18 protein-coding genes are annotated in these 20,001 nt (G+C 58.1%); 12 read left to right on the top strand and 6 right to left on the bottom strand.

All coding sequences use genetic code 11. From position 1 onward, the window contains the following. Positions 1-200: 200 nt before the first annotated feature. From BLS55_RS12390 to BLS55_RS02300, 9 genes are all read left to right on the top strand, one after another. Positions 201-305, top strand: coding sequence for a transposase (locus BLS55_RS12390; RefSeq protein ID WP_092152752.1), 105 nt, complete (start codon positions 201-203; stop codon positions 303-305). Further along, the gene (locus tag BLS55_RS02325; RefSeq protein ID WP_180365369.1) at positions 268-468 is read left to right on the top strand and encodes a transposase; all 201 of its coding nucleotides are present in this window, start codon (positions 268-270) and stop codon (positions 466-468) included. The genes BLS55_RS12390 and BLS55_RS02325 overlap by 38 nt, the downstream gene beginning before the upstream one ends. 23 nt (positions 469-491) lie before the next feature. Beyond that, entirely contained in the window at positions 492-884 is a 393-nt protein-coding gene (locus tag BLS55_RS12385) for an IS3 family transposase (RefSeq protein ID WP_180365368.1), read from the top strand. A 304-nt stretch (positions 885-1,188) separates the two neighbouring features. After that, the gene (locus BLS55_RS11795) at positions 1,189-2,715 is read left to right on the top strand and encodes a capsular polysaccharide export protein, LipB/KpsS family (protein WP_143339497.1); all 1,527 of its coding nucleotides are present in this window, start codon (positions 1,189-1,191) and stop codon (positions 2,713-2,715) included. Positions 2,716-2,861: 146 nt separating this feature from the next. Next, a complete protein-coding gene (locus BLS55_RS11790; RefSeq protein ID WP_143339496.1) occupies positions 2,862-3,827 on the top strand; it encodes a glycosyltransferase family protein in 966 nt (321 codons plus the stop codon). 11 nt (positions 3,828-3,838) lie between these two features. Continuing rightward, on the top strand, positions 3,839-5,110 hold the full coding sequence (locus BLS55_RS02315) for a glycosyltransferase family 4 protein (protein ID WP_092152749.1): 1,272 nt from the start codon (positions 3,839-3,841) through the stop codon (positions 5,108-5,110). A 7-nt stretch (positions 5,111-5,117) separates the two neighbouring features. After that, positions 5,118-6,815, top strand: a complete 1,698-nt coding sequence (locus BLS55_RS02310) for a glycosyltransferase (protein WP_092152748.1) — start codon at positions 5,118-5,120, stop codon at positions 6,813-6,815. Next, complete coding sequence (locus tag BLS55_RS02305) at positions 6,815-7,672, top strand: DUF5672 family protein (protein WP_257243103.1); 858 nt, start codon at positions 6,815-6,817, stop codon at positions 7,670-7,672. Before BLS55_RS02310 ends, BLS55_RS02305 begins: the two co-directional genes overlap by 1 nt. Positions 7,673-7,708: 36 nt before the next feature. Next, positions 7,709-9,412, top strand: a complete 1,704-nt coding sequence (locus tag BLS55_RS02300; RefSeq protein WP_092152747.1) for a glycosyltransferase family 2 protein — start codon at positions 7,709-7,711, stop codon at positions 9,410-9,412. A gap of 224 nt (positions 9,413-9,636) precedes the next feature. Here the strand turns inward: BLS55_RS02300 and argF are convergent, their stop codons facing one another. Then, complete coding sequence (gene argF, locus BLS55_RS02295; RefSeq protein ID WP_092152746.1) at positions 9,637-10,653, bottom strand: ornithine carbamoyltransferase; 1,017 nt, start codon at positions 10,651-10,653, stop codon at positions 9,637-9,639. A gap of 85 nt (positions 10,654-10,738) precedes the next feature. Next, positions 10,739-11,287 carry an N-acetyltransferase gene (locus tag BLS55_RS02290; RefSeq protein ID WP_092152745.1) on the bottom strand — a complete coding sequence of 183 codons (549 nt, stop codon included), beginning with the start codon at positions 11,285-11,287 and terminating at the stop codon, positions 10,739-10,741. Between the two features lie 221 nt (positions 11,288-11,508). Between BLS55_RS02290 and BLS55_RS02285 the strand changes: the two genes are divergently transcribed. From BLS55_RS02285 to BLS55_RS02275, 3 genes are all read left to right on the top strand, one after another. After that, positions 11,509-12,942, top strand: coding sequence for a histidine-type phosphatase (locus BLS55_RS02285; protein ID WP_092152744.1), 1,434 nt, complete (start codon positions 11,509-11,511; stop codon positions 12,940-12,942). Between the two features lie 83 nt (positions 12,943-13,025). After that, positions 13,026-13,775 (top strand): glycosyltransferase family 2 protein, encoded by a 750-nt coding sequence (locus BLS55_RS02280; protein ID WP_180365366.1) that lies wholly within the window; start codon positions 13,026-13,028, stop codon positions 13,773-13,775. Between the two features lie 49 nt (positions 13,776-13,824). Beyond that, positions 13,825-14,829: a glycosyltransferase family 61 protein gene (locus BLS55_RS02275; protein ID WP_180365365.1), complete on the top strand. Its 1,005-nt coding sequence runs from the start codon at positions 13,825-13,827 to the stop codon at positions 14,827-14,829. A 201-nt stretch (positions 14,830-15,030) separates the two neighbouring features. Here the strand turns inward: BLS55_RS02275 and BLS55_RS02270 are convergent, their stop codons facing one another. Genes BLS55_RS02270 through BLS55_RS02255 form a run of 4 tightly spaced genes read right to left on the bottom strand, consistent with a single transcriptional unit; the run spans position 15,031 to position 19,836 of the window. Further along, on the bottom strand, positions 15,031-16,119 hold the full coding sequence (locus BLS55_RS02270) for a radical SAM protein (RefSeq protein ID WP_092152741.1): 1,089 nt from the start codon (positions 16,117-16,119) through the stop codon (positions 15,031-15,033). 15 nt (positions 16,120-16,134) lie between these two features. After that, a complete protein-coding gene (locus BLS55_RS02265) occupies positions 16,135-17,211 on the bottom strand; it encodes a radical SAM protein (RefSeq protein WP_092152740.1) in 1,077 nt (358 codons plus the stop codon). Next, positions 17,198-18,262, bottom strand: a complete 1,065-nt coding sequence (locus BLS55_RS02260) for a geranylgeranyl reductase family protein (protein WP_092152739.1) — start codon at positions 18,260-18,262, stop codon at positions 17,198-17,200. Before BLS55_RS02260 ends, BLS55_RS02265 begins: the two co-directional genes overlap by 14 nt. Next, on the bottom strand, positions 18,250-19,836 hold the full coding sequence (locus BLS55_RS02255) for a lipoyl protein ligase domain-containing protein (protein WP_092152738.1): 1,587 nt from the start codon (positions 19,834-19,836) through the stop codon (positions 18,250-18,252). Before BLS55_RS02255 ends, BLS55_RS02260 begins: the two co-directional genes overlap by 13 nt. Positions 19,837-20,001: the final 165 nt, after the last annotated feature.

Genomic DNA, 20,001 nt, shown 5'->3' with positions numbered 1-20,001 from the left:
ACTTTTGAAAAATATCTCAACACCGTGGATATAAAGAAATATAACATAAAATATTATAACAATTTCAACAGAAAAAATACAGATGTTCGGCTAAGCACCCAACTCTAATAGACTGGGATATTGAGAGCTATCTTGACCTGACCCTCCCCCAGAAAAATATGCCATTGAAAAGTTAGTGTTCCTGGCATAGGAGCACAAGGATGAAACGCAGCAGATTTACCGAAGAACAGATTATTGGGATATTGCGGCAGGCCGAGGCAGGGGTGCGTGTTGTGGATCTCTGCCGGCAAAAACGGCATCTCTGATGCGACGTTCTATAAATGGCGCAGCAAATTCGGCGGGATGCAAGTCTCTGATGCCAAACGGTTACGACAATTAGAAGACGAAAACGCCAGGCAGAAAAGGCTTGTGGGCGAACAGGCTCTGGATATTGTCGTCCTGAAGGACGTGCTCTCAAAAAACTTCTGAAGCCCGCAGCCCAGAGGGAAGCCGTGCGCTATATCCAGGCGCAACACGGCCTCTCAGAGCGGCGGGCCTGCCGAGTGATCCAGTTGAACCGCTGTTCCGCCAGGCGGCCGCCACCCGAGGATCGTGATCTGCTTTTGCGTACCCGCTTGCGGGAGCTGGCGGAAGAGCGGCGGCGCTTCGGTTCCCCTCGCCTGCATGAATTGCTGCGGCGTGAGGGCCTGGTGCGGAACCATAAGCGGACAGAAAGAATCTACCAGGAGGAGGGGCTTTCTCTGCGGACACGAAAACGAGCGAAGCGCCCAAGTCATACCCGTGTCGAGCAGGTGGGCCCTACAAGTCCGAATGAGCTGTGGGCGATGGATTTTGTAAGCGATGCTCTTATGGATGGACGCCGCTGGGCAAGCAATGATTCTTAATACTCTATGCTTATGATATGTCCGCCCAAGAACTACACATATCCCAATGAGATACATAACATCTTTGCCCTACTCCATGCAGTAGGAATTATGCATGGAACTGCAAAAACAGCTGCAACCTTTCTCGCGCAACACTGGGATAATATTTCGGCGTGGTGGAAAAGTACCCCCGTACAGGAGGCACGAAATCTTTTTACGAAAAAATACTTAGGTTGCTACTCGCGACATCCAATTCTTGAATGGGCACGCCTATTGCGTAGACTATAGCTGCGCCCCTTGCCCAGAAACGGGATGGTTACTCTATATGGCTAAAATTTTAATCCCTGCCCTCTGCAATGCTTCACCACACCAGGAAACAGAGCTTGAAATTATCGAGAAGCATTTGCGCGAAGGTGATGAAATTTACTATATTCAGTGCAAGCGGAATATAACAAATTGTTTTCTATGGCAATATCCATCTGAAGATATTTGCATTTTCTGCCAAAAAAGATTTTCGGTAGGCGTATCCTTATTAAGCCAGCCTATTAACATTTTAACATGGCCGAAAGATTCAGAATTACAGTTAAGGGGAAATCTCTCTTTCAAAAACACTCAAGAGCTAAAAAATTTTTCCATTGATGGCGTTAATATTGGGCTATGCGTAGCTTCAACACTAATCAGTGAGTTTGCAGACGAAAACTTTAATACTGAAGCCCATAAGGATATCATTCAAGATAATTTGTATGCAGCGCATTATATATATAAATCTTTTATACAAATAATAAAAAAGATACAGCCAGATTTAGTATACCTCTTCAATGGACGGCATACTACAGAGGCACCAATCATAATGGCATGCAAGGAAAAGGATATCCCCTATTATACACACGAGGTTGGACATACATATTTTAAATATCGCTTAGTCTACAACGACCTCCCACATGCAACGCTACCCATAGAAGACGAATGCAAAAACATATATAAACGCTACGGTCACGAGCAAGCCCTATTGTTCGCACAAAAAAATTATACACTTCGCCGAAGTGGCAATACGCTAGCTGGACGCAACTTCATACAGCAACAAAACCCTAACGCCTTACCCGATGGATTTGATACAAGGAAAAAAAATATTATTTTTTATAATTCGTCTTTTTTTGAGTTTGCGGCACTGCCAGGCTTTGCCTCTATCTCAAAGATTTATCCATCTGAAGACGTGGCCTTATCGCAGGTTGCCCAAGACTGTGCAGACGATCCACAAATACACATTTATTGCCGGATGCACCCAAATCTCTCAGGGAAAAATACAGAACAAATTTCTAAATTGCGCTCAATAACAAATAAATTTCCTAACCTAACCATCATTCCACCTGAAAGTTCTGTTGATTCCTATGCCCTCATGGAACAAGCGAAAATAATTGTTACGTTCCACTCCACAATGGGAGCTGAAGCGTCTTTTTGGGGGAAACCTGTCATTATTATTGGCCTTGCTGCCTATAGACACTTAGAGGGTTTTTATAGGCCGAGTTCCCATGCGGAACTAATAAAATTACTTCATAGCGATCTCTCCCCATTACCGCCTATCGGGGCTATCAAGTATGGCCTTTGGATGCAGCAGGGTGGCATATCATACAAATACTACACACCGACTACGAGATATAGCGGGAAGTTTAAAGGCGTCGACATAGATATTCTTGCTAAGAAATATTTATTTATAAATAAATTGTATAAACTTTTCATCGATATATTCGGAATTAATGGGCATCAAGCTGCAACGATTGCCCGTCTAAAACTCAAGAAAAACATTTCATTAACACAATGTCGCTCATTATTACACAAACTACTTGCAAAATAATCACTTTAAATAATCCCGACGCAACAACACGCACAAAGATATTACATACTCATTTGTGACTAAAAAATGAAAGTAGCCCATCATATCAGGAAACTAGTTCCGAACGCATCGCATACTACCAGAGCCCCGGCATTGCGAGTGATACTATGACGCCAGCCCCCATTGCCCTCTTTGCCTTTAATCGGCCCGACCATTTGCGCCAAACGCTGCAGGCCCTTGCCGCCAATAATCTGGCCGCCGAAAGCCATCTGACCATCTTTTGCGACGGCCCCCGCAATGCGGCAGAATCAGATAAGACGAACGCAGTGAGGCAGCTGGCAAAAACCGCTAAAGGTTTTGCTTCAGTAACCGCCATCGAAAGAGATAAAAATCTAGGTTGTGCCGCCTCGGTCATTGCTGGACTGACGCAGATGTTCAACCGACATGAGCGCCTGATCGTCATTGAAGATGATATCCTCACGTCCCCCCATACATTGCGTTTCCTCAATGAGGGACTGGAGTTTTACGCAAACGACAAACGAATTTTCAATATTGCTGCATGGTCGCCCCCGTTGTCTGGGTTTAAAATTCCAGCATCATATCCCCATGATATTTATGCTATCCCCCGCTTTAACTGCTGGGGCTGGGCCTCATGGCGCGATCGCTTTGAGGGGATAGATTGGAATGTTTCTGACTACCCAGCATTCAAAGCCTCACGGCGCCAGCGTAGAGCCTTCAACGCTGGGGGGGACGATATGAGCCCTATGCTCGATGCTCAAATGGAGGGCAAACTTGATACTTGGGACATTCGTGTCGACTACTGGCGTTTTAAAAATGGACAACTCGGCATAAACCCCGTACGTTCATATACTACAAATATCGGAATGGGGAGCGGAACACACTGTTTCAACAACATTGATGCAGAAAAGTATTATAACGATATTACAAAAGCAAGGGCAATGTACTCTTTTGTATCAGATATAAATTTTAACAATAAGATATTAAAAGAATACAAAAAAACATACATACCTCAAAACTCTATTTATCATCGCACTAGAGATTTCATTGGGAAAAAACTTCCCCCCAAATTAAAGACTAACATAAAAAAATATTTACATCTTAGCTTTAAATAGTTGTGTTCAACATGAAAATTCTCCACCTTAATACGTTTGAATCCAGCGGCGGCGCGGCCATTGCAGCACGACGTCTGCACACCGCCTTAAATCAAGATGGCCGCGTCACATCCATAATGGGTGTAAAAGAAAGGGATTCCGACGCTCAGAACGTATATGCTCTCCCTCTTTATAGATCCAAGATTATGAATAAGGTCTTGGGCAAGACTCTGGCCAAATTCAATGATAAGCTCTTGGCATGGCATCGGCCCAGCAAAAACATTTTTTTTTCTGCATACATTTTCCCTAACTCCCTTGCCACAGCTATAGAAAATTTACATCCAGATATCATTCATCTGCATTGGATTGCTGGAAACTTTATCAGTCCAACTGTACTCCAAAAAATTTCCAAGCTATCTATCCCAACAGTGTGGACATTACATGACACGTGGGCCTTTACTGGTGGCTGCCACTATTTTGGAGATTGCCATAAATGGCAAACACAATGCAATGCTTGCCCGAATTTAGGCCACCATTTCCCCCTTGATATTGTGAAAATGCAGTGGGGGATGAAGAAAAAATCTTATAAAAAGCTCCAGCCAACTATAATTGGTCTAAGCCATCAATTTACTCATGATATAAAAAAAAGCAGCCTACTGCACGAATATCCCATCGCGACACTCCCCAACACTATAGATACAAAAATATTTCGTCCCATCAAAAAATCTATTACCAAAGCCATATTAGGGCTTTCCCCGCATAAAAAATATATTCTTTTTGGCGCGTGCGCGGCCGCTAACGATCCACGAAAAGGCTACGACCTTTTATCCCAGGCACTACAAATACTTTCTTCACAGAACCGCGATTCCGTATCCTGCTTGATTTTCGGAGCTTCGCACGCGAATACCCCACCGAGTCACCAGATGCCGGTCACTTTTTTGGGGGCTTTACATGACGAAATAACTCTTGCTCTTGCCTATTCGGCTGCGGACGTCTTTGTCTGCCCGTCACGAGAAGAAAACTTGCCAAACACGGTAATGGAATCCTTAGCTTGCGGCACGCCCGTTGTGGGCTTTGCTGTGGGGGGCATCCCTGATATGGTTGAACACAAGGTTAACGGCATGCTTGCCACACCGCATGACCCGCAGGAACTGGCCGCAGGCATTGCCTACGTTCTGGAAGACCAAGAGCGCCGGGAAGCCATGGGGCGCGCCGCTCGCCGCACGGTTGAAGAAAAGTACGCCTATCCGGTTGTGGCAAAGCAATACATTGAACTGTATCAACAGCTTCTGAACCGTAAGTAAATACACTATGCCCTTCTTCACCATCATCACCGCTACCTATAACGCCGCCGCAACCTTGCCGCGCCTGCTGGACTCTTTGTCCGAGCAAACTTGCCGGGATTTTGAGCTGATCATCCAGGACGGCGCGTCTACGGACGATACCGTGGCGGTAGCAGAATCCTATAGGGACAAGTTGCCCGCCCTTTCCTTGGCTAGTGAGCCGGATACCGGCATCTATGACGCCTGGAATAAGGCCCTGGGCAGGATACGCGGCGCGTGGGTGCTCTTTTTGGGGGCGGACGACAGACTGGCTGCTGCAGATGTTTTGGAAAATGTTGTTGCGGCACTAGACGCGCAACCGACCGAAAATGCAGACGGCCTACTGTTTGCATCCGGCGGCGTCGCCGTCACTACTGCGGCAGACATCCCTCTCCGCTACATACCTAGCAGGACTATAGGCGCTGTTCGCAGTCTGCGTGCCGCAGCCATGCCCGTTCCTTTTCCAGGACTATTTGTGCGTAGCAGTCTTCTTACATTGCACAGATTTGATGCCAGCCTGCGCATTGCTGGCGATTATGAATTTTTGTGTCAGACATGGCGTGAGGATAGTCAAAGCCTTAGGCTGCCCTTTTTAGTGACAAACATGACTACGGGAGGGCTTTCATCACAGCAGGCTTACGCCGCCTTCGGCGTTAAGGAAACAATAGACGCCGCTGACCGTCACTACGGAAATGCCTGGACGCCGAAACGTCGCCGAGACTATCGGCTGACCCGCATTCTGAGCGCGCTGTACACCTTTTTACCGCACTCCGCTCCATGGATACACAATGCCCTGCGGCGAATCAGAAATAAATCTTCGCTACCCGTGTGGCAACGACGCCATGCGGAGCCGCTGCCTCTTTTCTCACCGAAACAAGTCCCCATCTTCATCATTTCCTTTAACCGGCTGGTATGCTTGCATCGTCTTATTAACTGGCTGGAAGAAAACGGCCTGACCAATATTATCATCGTTGATAATGCCTCGACCTATCCCCCGCTGCTGGAGTACTTAGATTCTCTCCCATATCGCGTAGTGCGCTTGCCTGAAAACAAAGGGCATTTGGCCGTATGGCAGTGTGGACTTTTCTCAGATATTTTGGATCACCAATACTTTGTAGTAACAGATCCAGACGTTTTACCAGATGAAGCGTGCCCTGAAGACGCCATCTTATGTTTCTATAACCAATTGATGGCATATCCTCCTATCACCAAGTGTGGGTTTAGCCTGCGTCTCGATGATATTCCCTTTGAATATCCGTTACGAGAGCCGGTATTGGAAATGGAAGGACGCTACTGGCAAAGCCCGCTGCCTGACGGATCGGGTTTTTTCGCGCCGATTGACACAACTTTTGCGCTATACAGACCCGGCATTAAACCTGATGAGCCCAGATGGTTCAAGGGCATTCGACTTGCGCCGCCATACGTGGCCCGGCACTTGCCCTGGTATGAATTGACGGCCGATGATGAATCCCGCTTTTACACAAACTGCATCAAAACCCAATCTTCCTTCTGGAGCGCAGCGGACAACGCCACATTAAAAAAAGAAAATCTGGCCTTACGCGCGAAGATCAATGAATTGGAACACCAAGTTGATCTCCTCTCCAAAAGCCTAAAAAACCAAGCTGTCATGCTGTGCTACAACTCGCTGCGTAGTCTGAAAAAGAAAATTTTTCACGAAAAACATTAATGAAGCATAAAAGAATTCACAGCTATCCAGTTATATTTACTACAAAAATGCCTATATTTCAGTCTGCCGTCGCCATTATTGCCTACACAGAGACGCCAACGCAAGACGAATTGCAGTCTTTGCGGCAATGCCTGACGGTATTAAACCGGCATCCCCTGTTTTTAGTGTGCCCTCAGAGCATGGCCCCTGACATTTACCTCGCAGAGGCCCAAAAACTGGGCGCGCACCTAAACTTGGCACAATTTAAAAATAAATACTTTACAAGCGTTAATACCTACAATAGGCTTATGCTCTGCAGCGAGTTTTACCGACGCTTTGAAGCATATGAATATATTTTGTTATACCAACTTGATGCCTGGGTTTTTTACGATGCCTTGGAAAGATGGTGCGCCAAAGGCTACAGCTATATTGGCGCCCCTTTTTTTAATGACCGTGGAGAGCTGTTTCCCTTCGCTGGCAATGGGGGGTTTTCTCTACGCCGCATCCCTGATTTTATCGCATTATTGGAGGGCACGCTAAAGCCTGCGCACTGGAACTATGCTTTTATGAAAATTCAGCTCCCGGCAAAAACGCCATTCAGAGCTCAGATAAAGCAATTTTTGCACCGTATGGAAATGGGGGTATGCAGACTTTCATCAAAAATCTATTGCCGCTTTATGTATGACCATGAAGATTTTATTTTTTCCAAGGCATTTTCCCTTGCCGGGAAAAGCCGTGTCCCGCCGCCCCAGCAGGCCGCTTTTTTTTCATTTGAACGGCGTCCGAACCTTCTCTATACTTGGACAGAAAAAAAACTCCCATTCGGGTGCCATGCGTATAAAAAATATAATAGTGATTTCTGGCAATCACACATGTAGCTGGACCCTGTTTTTCACATCAGGGTTAATTTTTCCATGAACGCAATAAACGCCAGCACAACACTTTCTATTGTCATTGCTACCCGCAATGCTGCGGGAATGCTGTGTACCACACTTGCCAGCATGGCAAAAAAAACTTCCTTCAGCTATGAAATTCTTATCCAAGACGCTACCTCTACAGACAACACTGATGCCATCATAAAAAAATTCCACACCTTACCCATCAAGTTTGCCAGCGCCCCGGACGGCGGCATTTATGATGCCTGGAACAAAGCTCTGGCCAGACGATGCGGGGAATGGGCGATCTTTATCGGCGCAGGGGACATAGTGTGTTGGAAAAATCTTGAACGTTGCATAAAAATCATAAAAAAACTGCCGCAAACAGTAGACTTCTACATAACCCCTGTAAAACTTATCACGAACGCAGGCCGTGTTCTAACAATTCTCAGCCCTTCGCGCAGTCCGATAAAAAGTTTGCCGCAAGAAATGCCCTTCCCCCATCCTGGCGTTTTTCACCGGAGCAGCGTTTTTTGTGCACACGACTTTGACCAGAGCTATAGGGTGGCTGGCGACTATGATTTCTTTTGCCGTGCCCTCAAAAAAGATAATTTTGCCATGGGGGATACGGTCGTTACCTCCATGCTGGCCGGCGGCGTCAGTGGATGTCTGGAATCCATGTCCATAAGTGAACGCGAGCTGCTCCAGATCGCACAAAAACATTTCCCCGCCTCCATCCCCTGGAAACCATTCCTCCGCTTATCACGCAGCAAGCTCTATCTTGTAATCAAAAAACTTTTTGGCACGCAACCTGCCAATCTCATGGCCGATATCCCGCGGATACTGGAAGGCAAACCCCGACTTTGGAGCATCAAAGAAGCGAAAAATATCATGCAGATCCCCTGTATCGCGCCCCTTCCTCGCCTTTCTTTACTTATTGCCACAGTCGCGCGAAGAACAGAGTTAGACAACCTGCTCACTTCCCTTGAAAAACAGACATATAAAAATTTTCACATCGCAATCGCGGATCAAAACGCGCCTGGATATCTGGACCCTGTATTGGCGCGCCATGCTCTCCTGCCTATTGTCCGCATCATGTTGCCTTCAAAAGGCGTTTCTCTGGCCCGAAACGCATTGCTGGCTCATGCCGAAGGCGACATTATAGCTTTCCCTGATGATGATTGCTGGTATGCGCCTGATACGCTGGAATCAGTTGTTGCCGCATTCCACGCGGCCCCCCGCTGTGGCGCACTGCTTGGCGTTTGGACCCCATCGCCGGAGACACCCCGCCCAAACCTGCCGGAAGGGGAAATCAGCCGGCGCGGCCTTTTCCGGTTGGCCGGAACCTGCGTGCAGTTTTATCGTAACGAGGCGATTGCAGGCCTCCGCTTTGACCCGATACTCGGTCCCGGCACGGGGTTGCCGTACGGAAGCGGTGAAGACACCGATTTTTTGCTGCAGGTCAGCACCCGAACAGAAGTGCACCGTTGCGCCTCTGTCCGGGTATTTCATCCTTCGCCCAAGGAAAGCATACCGGCGTCCCCCAAAGTAACGGCATACGCCGCAGGGCGCATGTACCTCCTGCAAAAGCACAGATTCCCCTTCTGGTTTGTGCTTGCCAATATCTTGTTTCCGCTAGTAAGATTGCCCATTGATGGCGCCCGGCACGGCAGGGCTTGGGCTTGGTATCGGTGGAGGATGTTCAGAGAGCGGCTGCGCAGCTGGTCAGCGCCATCGCCATGAAAATACTGAGATAGCTGTGGTGCCAGGGCATTTCAAAGTTGAAATGCCCTGGCGGCTGCGTGAGCAGACGCCCGCTGTGGAGGCGTAAGCGCAATTTATTTGCGCTGTTAAGCGCCGAAACGAGCGTGCCGTAGTTAATCTGCCCTAGGTGAGGCTGCTTGCGCTGTCGTCTCAGGGGAAGCAGGATGACGCCGCGTCATACCCGCCTCCCCCTCTGATCCCCCCTACTCCACCTCAATGGGCGTCTGGGCCAGGGTGGCCACCATAACGGCCTTGATGGTGTGCAGGCGGTTTTCCGCCTCTTCAAAGGCCAGGTTGCGCGGGGATTCAAAAACCTCGTCGCTCACTTCCATGCAGTTCAGGCCGAAGCGCTGGTAGATCTGCTCGCCCACCGCGGTTTCGCGGTTGTGGAAGCTGGGCAGGCAGTGCAGAAACTTGCAGTCGCGGTTGCCGGTCTTGTTCATGACCGCCGCGTCCACCCGGTAGGGTTTGAGCAGGCGGATGCGCTCTTCCCACACCGCGTCGGGCTCGCCCATGGAGACCCAGACGTCCGTAGAGAGGAAGTCGCAGCCGCGCACGCCTTCGTCCACGTTTTCCGTGCGGGTGATGCGCGCGCCGGTCTTTTCGGCGATTTTCTGCGCCGTGAGAAAAACTTCGTCAGAGGTCCACAGCGCCCGCGGGGCCACGGAGCGGAAGTCCAGCCCCAGCAGGGCCGAGCCCACCATGAGAGAATTGCCCATATTGTAGCGCGCGTCGCCCAGATAGGCCAGCTTCTGCTCGCAGAGCGGCTTGGGGCTGTTTTCGCGCATGGTCAGCATGTCGGCCAGAAACTGGGTGGGGTGCCACTCGTTGGTCAGGCCGTTCCACACCGGCACGTCGGCGTGCAGGGCCAGGGCCTCCACGCGCGCCTGCCCGTAGCCGCGGTACTCAATGCCGTCGTAAAACCGGGCCAGCACGCGCGCCGTATCCGCCAGCGATTCCTTTTTGCCCATCTGCGAGCCGGAGGGCCCCAGATAGGTCACCCGCGCGCCCTGGTCGTAGGCCGCCACTTCAAAAGAGCAACGGGTGCGGGTGGAATCCTTCTCAAACAGGATCACGATGTTCCTGCCTTCCAGATATGGCTGCTCGGTGCGGGTTTTCTTGGCCCGCTTGAGCAGGGCCGCCAGATCCAGCAGGTAGGTGAGGTCTTCGGGCGTGAAGTCCAGTTCCTTCAAAAAATCCCTCTGGTACAGTCTGTTCATGGCTTCCGCCTCCTCTCGATCCCGCCCGCAGGCGGCGTTCCGTATGCGCGTTCCCGCGCTCAGCCGGGGTTTGCCGAGCGCCCCTTCACAGCTCCAGGATCATGGCCGTTTCGTCACAGCAGTAGAATTTCGGGCACTTGCTGCATTCCACCCAGACCACAGGCGGCAGTTTGTCGCGCTGGTATTCGCTGAAGCCGCAGCGGGCGAAAAAATCCGCCGCCAGGGTAAAGGCAAAAACCCGCGGCAGGCCCAGGGCCCGGCTGTGCGCCACCAGCGCCGCCACCATGCGGCGGCCCAGACCGTGCCCCTGGCACGCGGCGTGCACCGCCAGAGAGCGGATCTCAGCCAGATCCTCCCACAGCACATGCAGCGCCCCGCAGGCCACCACCACCGGCGTTGCGCCGTCGGCGGCGGCCGTTACCGCCACCATATAGTCCTGAATGTGCTGATAAAGGTACTGCGGCCCGCGCGCCAGCATAACGTTGGCCGCGGCGTATTGGTTGATAAGGGCGGACATGCCGTGCACGTCGCGCACCGTGGCCGGGCGGATGACCAGGCCTTCCAGATCTTCCGCCCGCACTGGGGGAAGCAACGGACACTCTTCGACGCCGAAGCGCGGAATGGCGACGGGCATGGCTGCTGCACCTGCGCTGACAAAATGAGGAACCTCTTTCCGCCGTGGGCCACCGCGCCGTACCGGTCCGGAACGAAGCAAAAAAATTCTTTTAGCCCCGAACGCGCGCAAAAGCAATGCTTCGCGCCGCCGCCTCCCGGCATTGCCCGCGGCCGTCTTTGCGGGTATGCTAAAGCCACGGCGGCCGTTGGTCGGTCCCGTTTTTTCGTCAAGGAGAGCCCATGCGCATCCCCCTTCATCTGCTCCTTGCGGGCCTTGTCTGTGCGGCGCTCTGCTGCAGCGCGTCCCTGGCCGCCGCGCCCGCCGCAGCCCCGGCCCAGGGCTCCGAAACGGCCCGGCTGCTCAAAATAGTCGCCCTCTCGCGCCACGGCGTGCGCGCCCCCACCCAGGACGCCAAAACCCTGGCCCTCTGGAGCACCCGCACCTGGCCCCAGTGGCCCGTGCCCACGGGCTGGCTTACCCCCCGCGGGGCGCAGCTCGTCACCGCCATGTGGGAAGACCTGCGCGGCGAGCTGTTGCGCCTGGGCATCCTGCCCGAAGACGTCTGCCCGCCGCCGGGACGCATCTTTGTGCGCGCCGATGTGGACCAGCGCACCCGGGCCACGGCGCGCGCCCTGCTGGACGGCCTGGCCCCCGGCTGCAACCGGGGCTACGCCGTGGCCGCTGCGGACCCCGATCCCCTTTTCCATCCCGTCAAGGCGGGCCTCTACAGCTATGACCCGACCCAGGTGGCGGGCGAGGTGCTGCAGATGGCGGAGGGCGATCTGGACCACCTGCGGCAGGAGCAAGGCGAGGCCCTGGCCAGCCTGGAGGCCATGAGCGCGCCGGTTTCGGCCAAATTCTGCGCGCGCTTCAACCTGCCGCCGCACTGCGGCCTGGCGGACATTCCCAATTCCGTGAGCGTGGCCGCCGGGGGCAGCGGGGTCAAACTGGCGGGCGGGCTGAACGCGGCCGCCAGCCTGGCCGAAATTTTTCTGCTGGAGTACGGCCAGTGGCCCGAAAGCCGGGCCGGTTGGGGCCAGGTGGACGCGCGGGTGCTGCGCCTGGTGCTGCCCCTGCGCGTTCGGGTTTTCGACGTGATCAACCGCGCGCCGCAGGTGGCCAAGGCCAACGGCGCAAGCCTGCTCAACGCCATGTCCCTCGCCCTGGCGGGCCAGCATACGGACCAGCGCTGCAATGCGGCCAGATTGGCAATCTTTGTGGGGCACGACACCAATATCGCCCAGGTGGCCGCCCTGCTGGGGCTGAGCTGGAAGGCCCCTGGCTACCCCCCCGACACAATCCCGCCGGGAAGCGTGCTGCTGCTGGAGCTTTGGGAACGCAGCGGCCAATACGAGGTGCGCCCGCGCTTTTTCGCTCAGTCTCTGGAGGCCCTGCACGCGCCCTTTGCCGCGCCCCTGCCCCCGGCGGCGCTGACGCCCGGCGCGCTGCCGCTGACGGATCCGGACCGCGCCCACAAGGCCACCGAGGCCGTGGTCAGCGCGCCGCCGGTGGTGGGGGCGGCCCGCTTCAGCCTGGAGGATTTTCAGACCCGGGTGCGCGAAGCCCTGCAGGATGCGCCCCTGGCCCCGGATACCGCCCCGCCCCTGCAATGGGGCGAAACTCCGGCCGCGCCCGCCGTATCCCCCGTTGCCGGGGCCGCCGTAACGCCGTAGCCTTCGCGCGCCCGTGGCGCGCCCCGCAATGCCCGCGGCGGTCGTCCCCGCGGGGCGCGCAACCGCCCGGAGCCAGGCTGCCTATGAAATTTTCCGTCATCACAGCCGTATACAACGGCAAAAAATTTCTGCCCCGGCTCATGGCCTCCCTCCACCGCCAGTCCTACCCGCACTGGGAATGGATTGTGCAGGACGGCGGCTCCACTGACGGCACCCTGGACCTTCTGCGGGCCTGGGACGACCCGCGGGTGCGCCCGGTTTCGGAGCCGGACACCGGCGTTTATGATGCCTGGAACAAAGCCGTGCGCCGGGCCACGGGCCACTGGGCGCTGTTCCTTGGCGCGGACGACGCCCTGCTCCACCCCCACACCCTGGCCCAGTGCTGTCGCCATCTGCGCCGCCTGCCTGACGCCGTGGAGCTGGCCTTCGGAGCGCTGTTCCAGGGGAAGGACGGACAGCCGCGCACCGTCTGCGACCGCAGCCTCTCCGCCGTCTACCGCCAGTTTTTTTCCAACATGGGGCTTGCCTTCCCCGCCACCTTTGCACGCCTCTCCCTGCTGCGGCGGGAACCGTTTGACCCCCGGTACAGAATCGCCGGGGATTTTGACTGGGCGGCCCGCGTGCTGACCGGCCACAACCTGGCCCGCCTGCCCGTGGCCGTAAGCTATATGGAATTGGGCGGGATGAGCTCCGGGCGCGACCGCACCCTGCAGGACGAACGCCGCCGCGTGCTGCGCACCCGGATAGCGCCAAAAGCTGACGCCTTTATGGCGGCCAGCCGAGAATACAGCCTAGAAGAAAAGATACCGTTGGAGCCCTTCGCCGCCCACTGAGCGGCCCGCCCCAACCCTGTCAGCCGTCCGAGAAATGCGAGGCAGACGTATGCTGCGACTTTTTGACGACGCCGCGCACCTGGCCGGCAGCACGCGCCATGCACTCCGCTTCGGGCAGGCCGAGGGCCCGGCCCTGCGCTGCGCCTGCCTGAAAAAGGCCTACATCTGGGGCGCGTTTCCCTTTATCTCTCTCCATCCCGGCAGACTGCTGGATACAGCCCTGGACGAGTCCTCCAACTATCCGGATACGGAACACCGCCTGCAGCACCACCTGGCGCGGGAACACGTTTTTCGCCCCCAGGCGGTGCTTGAGGACTGCGCCTTCCTGGCCAACAACTGGTGCCACACCTTTTTTCACTGGATGACGGAGTGCCTGCCGCGCGTGGCCTATTTTGAACAGGCGGGCTTTCGCGGCGCATACCTGGTGCGCGCCGCTGCGCCTTTTATGCGGGATTCCCTCGCCATGCTGGGCGTAAGCGCGGACCGCATTGTGGCCTATACCCCGGATTGCATCGTCAAAAACCTTTATGTGGCGGAAAAATTTACTTTTGCCGGCCTGACGGAACACGCCCCGGTTTTCTTCCGGATCCGGGAAGCCCTGCGCGCACCGACAGCCGCCCCCGGCCCCCGGCGGCGCGTCTACAGCCACAGATCCGGTACGCGAAGGGTGCTGAACGCCGAGGCCGTTCAGGCCCTTTGCCGCCAATACGCTTTTGAAATCGTGGACCTGGCCGCCCTGCCCCTGGCCCGGCAACTGGAAATCACCGCCAACACAAGCATCCTGGCGGGCCCGCACGGCGCGGGCATGGTCCACGCCTGGTTTCTGCCGGAGGGCGCAACCCTCATAGAATTTTTCTCCAGAAAATACGTGAACTATACCGCCCGCCCGTTCATCAAACTGTTGCGCCTCACCTACTTTCCCCTGCCGGAATACAGCAATCAGGACTACGGCGACCCCAACTTCTTCCACAACTTCTGCACCGCGGACATGACCGTTGCGGAAGACGTCCTGGCTGAAATCCTGCGGGCCGCCGTGGCGCTGGAAGAACGGTAACGCGGACTCCGGGCAGGGCCGGCGGCGGCGCCCGCCGGGCTCAAGGCTGCGCGCTGGGGCATTCCGCCTGCTCCGGGGGAAGGCGCATGCCCAAAGGCGCGCTGCCTGGCAGGGCCCGGCAAAAACGGGCCACGCCGGTAGGGGCAAGCCGGCGCGGCCTTTCACGGCGCGTCCGCAGGGCGGACGTCCGCTCCCGCCCGCTTATGCGGGCAGGCCCAGTTGCAGGCGGATATGGCGTATGTCCGCCGCTTCCGGTTTGAAGGGGTAGTTGCGGATGCCGGGGCCGGGCCTGCCGTTGGCATAGGGCCGGTTGCAGGCCACCTCGCCGTCGCGGCCGGTGCAGCCGCAGGTGCGGAAGGGCTCGCCCGTGGCGATGACGGCCTCCAGCTCCGCGCGGGGCAAGCCGTAGTCAACCACGGCTCCGCGTTCGTTATAGGTAAAATTCTTTTCCGCCGCCCTGTCGTGGTCGATGAGCCAGCGGGCCAGCTGGATGCGGCGGTACTGGTCTATGGGCGGGGGCAGGCGCTGCGCCAGGGGGGAGCCGCCTTCGGGATAAAAGGAAAACAAGTGCGTGTTGCCGCCCATATCCCGCACCCGCTGCATGGCCCGGCACATGTCGGCCTCGGTTTCGCCCATGCCTACCATAAAATGCGAGCCGGCCATATCCCGGCCAAAGACTTCCAGGCTTTCGCCCAGGCACTCCCAGTAGCGCGCCCAGGTGTGCGGGCCGCCCACGCCGGAGCCGCGGTAGTGGTCGAACAGCTCCGGGGTGGCCAGGTCAATGGCCACGCCGATCTTGTCCGCGCCCGCGTCGCGGAAACGCCGCAGATTCTCGCGGTTAAGAATGGTGGGCGAAATAAGCAGGGAAACGGGAATGTCCACGGCCGCGCGCAGCCGACGGCAGATGTTCTCCGTGTCGCGCGGAGCGCGGCTGTTGGTGAGCATGGAGATGCAAATTCGTTTGACGCGGCTCTGACGACGGATAATGCCGTCAATGATGGCGTCCAGCGTAAAGGCGGGCCAGGTGACGCGGATGAAACTTTTGCAGTTGCTCTTTTTTTTCTGTTTGTCGCCGGAAAGGCCGCAGTAGGCGCAGCGCGCCGCGCAGCCGGAACGGTAGGTAAGCAGCAGGTTGATGCAGCCCAGGCAGGCGTTGCGGTAAAAGCTGCCCGGCGCAAAATCCAGGGTCATGGCGGCGGCCAGGCTCATGCGCAGCGCGTCCGGGCTTTCGGGCTGCGGCGCTGGGCGCTGGGGGGCCTCTTGACGGGTCAATTCCGGGACTGAACTCATGGTTTCCTCACTCTGTTACCAATCGGCCGCGCCCGCGCCCAGGCGGACGGAGCAGCAGGTTTTGTAAAAGGTCGGCTCAAGGCCCTGCGCACGGGCCAGGTCCACGGTTTCCGCCGAAGGCAGGGCCATGCGGCTCACCCCGGCGCGCAGGGCCAGGGCCTCCAGGGCATCGGCGTTGCGGGGGCGGGCGCAGCCCAGGCTGATTTCCGTTTCCGGCAGGAGCTCGCGCGCGCGGATGAGCACCCCGCAAACCTCCTCGGCGGTTATGGCCCTGGCCTGGGCCATGTCCGTGCCGGGCAGGCGCATGCAGGCCACCACCACCAGCAGGGCCGGGGGCCGCTGGGCCAGCAGCTCCAGCGCCTTGCCCTCGCCCAGCAGGCGGCCGAAGTGCAGGCCCGCCACAATGTGCGGCACCACGGGCAGATCGGCGGCGTCCAGGGCCTCCAGGGTCCGGCGCAGGCGCTCCGGCCCGTCGGCCAGATGGTAGACCTGGGCGTAGGTGGCCGCGCTGCCGATAATGTCCACCAGGGCCTGATCCGCCCCGGCCCGCTTCAAATCCAGAGCCGTGGCCGCCTCCAGCAGCCCGCAGTGCACGGAAACAAACAGCCCCGTTTCCGCCTTCACCCGGGCGATGGTCGGGATAAGCGCCTTCCAGGGCACCCGCCCCTGCCCGTCGCAGCCGCCGGAAAGCAGCACGCCGCGCACGCCCTGCGCGGCCAGGCGGCGACAGCGCTGCAGCAGAAGCTCCGGCGTGGAAACGTCCGGCATATTTCTGAGCAGCTGCCCACCGCAGTGGGCGCAGCGCTGGGCGCAACGCGCCCCGGTGACGGAGAGGGCCGGGTACTGCCCGCATACGCCATCGCGCACGAACATGCCCGGCAGATAAAAAGCCACGCCCCGGCCGAAGCGGCGGCGAGAAAGGGCCCCAGCCCGCTCCAGCCGGGCCGCGTCCCAGGTCAGCTCTTCCGGCACGGGCGGTTCGGCGCTTGCACGGCAGGCGGCCGCCGACGCGGCGGCGCAGGCCCCTTCCGGCCCGCAGGCTTGTCGCGAAGCGGGCTTTTGTTCCCGCACGGGGTGCTCAAGAAGCTGCATAATACTCCCTGAATCCTATCCAGAAACGGTTGATGGCCCCATCCAGCGGCCCCTTGTAAGCCTCCCACTGACGGCGGCGCTGGTGGGCGTGGGCCAGGGTTTCGCCATAAAAATCGGCCCATTCCTCGCCATAGCCGCGCAGCAGCTCCGTATTCCCTTCCCGGACGGCCTGGGCGGCCCAGCGCCCGGCCATGCGGCCGCCCATAACGGCCTGAAAAATGCCCGCGCCCGTGATGGGATGGGTGTGCCCGGCGGCGTCGCCCGCCAGGAGCACGTCGCCCGCCACGCAGGGCCGGGGCGCGCCCGCCGGTATCCAGCCGCCGGTGCTGCCCAGCACGCGGTCCTCCACCAGGCCCAGGCCCGTAAGCCCGCGCACAAGGCGCCGCAGCACATGGCGCAGGCCCGGCCTGCCGGGGGGCGGCAGCATGCCCAGCCCCACATTGGCCACGTTCCCCTTGGGGAAGAGCCAGGCGTAGCCCGCAATGACGCTTTCATCAAAATAGATGTGGGTATGCTCCAGCTTTTCCCGCAGGGGCAGCCGCACCTGCACCGAGGGCAGGCAATGGGTTGCGCCCAGCCCCACCCAGCGGGCCACGCGGGACTTGGGGCCGTCCGCCCCGATGATGACCGTGGCCCGCACCTGCAGGGTTTCCCCATCGGGCGCGGCCAGCCGCACGGCCCCGTCCGCCTCGCGGCCCAGCACGCTGTGCCCCGTGAGCAGCCGCGCGCCCGCCCGCACTGCGGCGTCAGCCAGGGCCTGGTCAAACAGATGCCGGTCAATGAGGCAGCCGGGGGCGGCCATATCCTGAATGCAACGGCCGTGCAGAAAGCTGCGCATGCCCGTAGTGCGCTGCACAATATAGCCCCGGCCCACATCGGCCTGCCCCACCAGCATGGCCGGAATGTACTCGGCGCAGCGCACGGGCAGCCCCACCACGGGCCGCCGCTCCGCCAGCAGCACATGCGCGCCCTCCCAGGCCGCCGCGCGGGCCGCGCTGGACCCGGCGGGCCCCGCGCCCACAACCAGAATATCGCAGCTTACGGAGCGCATGCGGCCCTCCCCTGCCCGGCCACGTCCAGAATGGCGCGCAGCAGGCCCAGATGCAGCCCGGTCTGATCCCGGAATTCGCCCCTGTGGGCGGCTTCGCTCTGGTCCAGCTCGTAGCAGGTGGTATTTTCTATATCCACCAGGATGCCCGGCAGGCCCATGCGTTCAAAATCCTCGGCGTGCTTGACAAAGAACGGCCGGCAGCAGCAGCCGATAAAGGCCGGCGCGCCCGCGCCCTTGAGCCGGCCCAGCTCCACCATCAGGTCCTCGTAATTGACCACGCAGACGGTCTCAAGCTCCCGTTCCTGCCCCAGGGTCCAGGCGTCGCCCACGCTGCAGCGGCCGCAGGCCCAGCACTCCTTGGAGGTGCGGCAGTCGCAGTCCTTGAGCTTGGCGCAGTAAGGCAAAAGCAGGGCGCGCGGCCCGGCGGCCAGCACCTGATCAAAGCTGCCGTTGGTGGTGTAGATGCGGTTGCAGTCCGCCAGGGGGATGCCGTGGCGGGCGATGGCGGCCTTTTCCAGGGCCATGCGCAGGGGGATGCAGATGTCCTCCGCGCCCATATCCGGAATGGTGATGCGGCCCTGGGCGAAAAAGTCGCGCACCACGCCGCAGAGCTGCGCCGCATCCAGAGGCCGCCCGCGCAGGGCCGCCTCCAGGTCAAACAGCGCCCGGCCGGGAAAGGACAGGAAGTCGCCGGTAATATACACGTTATTGAGCCGCCCGCGCGGCAGGTTGACCTGCAGGGTCACCCGCACCAGGCCGTAGGGACTTTTGCGCGCGCCCTGCACGGCCTCGGTCTTCTCGTAGGTAGGCCGCACCATGTCGATCCACTCCTGAGAGCGGAAATAGGGCAGACGCTCGGCCAGCAGGTCTTCCTCCTCGGCCGTGAGCCCGCCCGGCGCAAACGCAATGTCGAAGTGCCGGGCAAAGGCCTCGACCAGGCGCGCCTTGACCTCGGCGGTCTGGGGCGCGCGCCCCAGCTCCCAGGCCAGGCAGGTAACCCGCTTCTTGATGGAGTCGATCTCCTTGGCCTTGAGCTTTTCCACGGGCACGCGCAGGCATCTGAGCATGGTTTCCACGTCAAAATCCACCAGCAGCGTGCCCTGAAACATGAAGGCGCTGTCGCTTTCCGTGCCGCCCGTGCCCGTAATTTTGCGGCCCGTCACCTCAATGTCGTTGCGGGGGCGGAAGGCCGCGTCCAGCCCCATGGCGCGCAGGGCCGTCACCGTGGGTTCGCACATGCGCCGGAACAGGGCCGCGTTGGGGATGCGCACCCCGAAAAATTCCTTGGCGCAGATGACCTCCCAGCCGATCTGGCTCTCGTCAAAAAGCAGCCCGCCCCCGCCCGTAATGCGGCGGTTGACCTCAATGCCCTGCGCCCGGCAGTAGTCCAGGCGGATTTCCTCCTGCACGGACTGGTGAAAACCCACCAGGGCCGCCGCCGGACGGAACTGCAGAAAGCGGAGCGTGTCCGTGGAGCGGCCTTGCCCGCGGATCTCCAGCAGCACCTCGTCCAGAGCCATGTTCTCCGCCGCCGTCATGGGCGGCAAATCCAGCAGTCGCCAGCGCGCTGTCATGGGCAATACTCCTTGGGGCGCAAAAGGGGTGGTGCGGGGGAGGCACTCTTTTGAAAAAGGGGCTCCCCGCGCCCTCTCCCCCTGACACGTTTATCCTGCCCAGGAAACGCTGCGGGCGTTGCCCGGCGCAGGTTCATGGACTTCCCTGGCCGCTGCGCGACGGAC

Origin of the sequence: Desulfovibrio legallii, assembly GCF_900102485.1 — a bacterium.
Lineage (GTDB): Bacteria > Desulfobacterota > Desulfovibrionia > Desulfovibrionales > Desulfovibrionaceae > Desulfovibrio > Desulfovibrio legallii_A.
The sequence above is the reverse complement of the archived record's forward strand: the minus strand, read 5'-3'. Positions and strand labels throughout refer to the sequence as shown.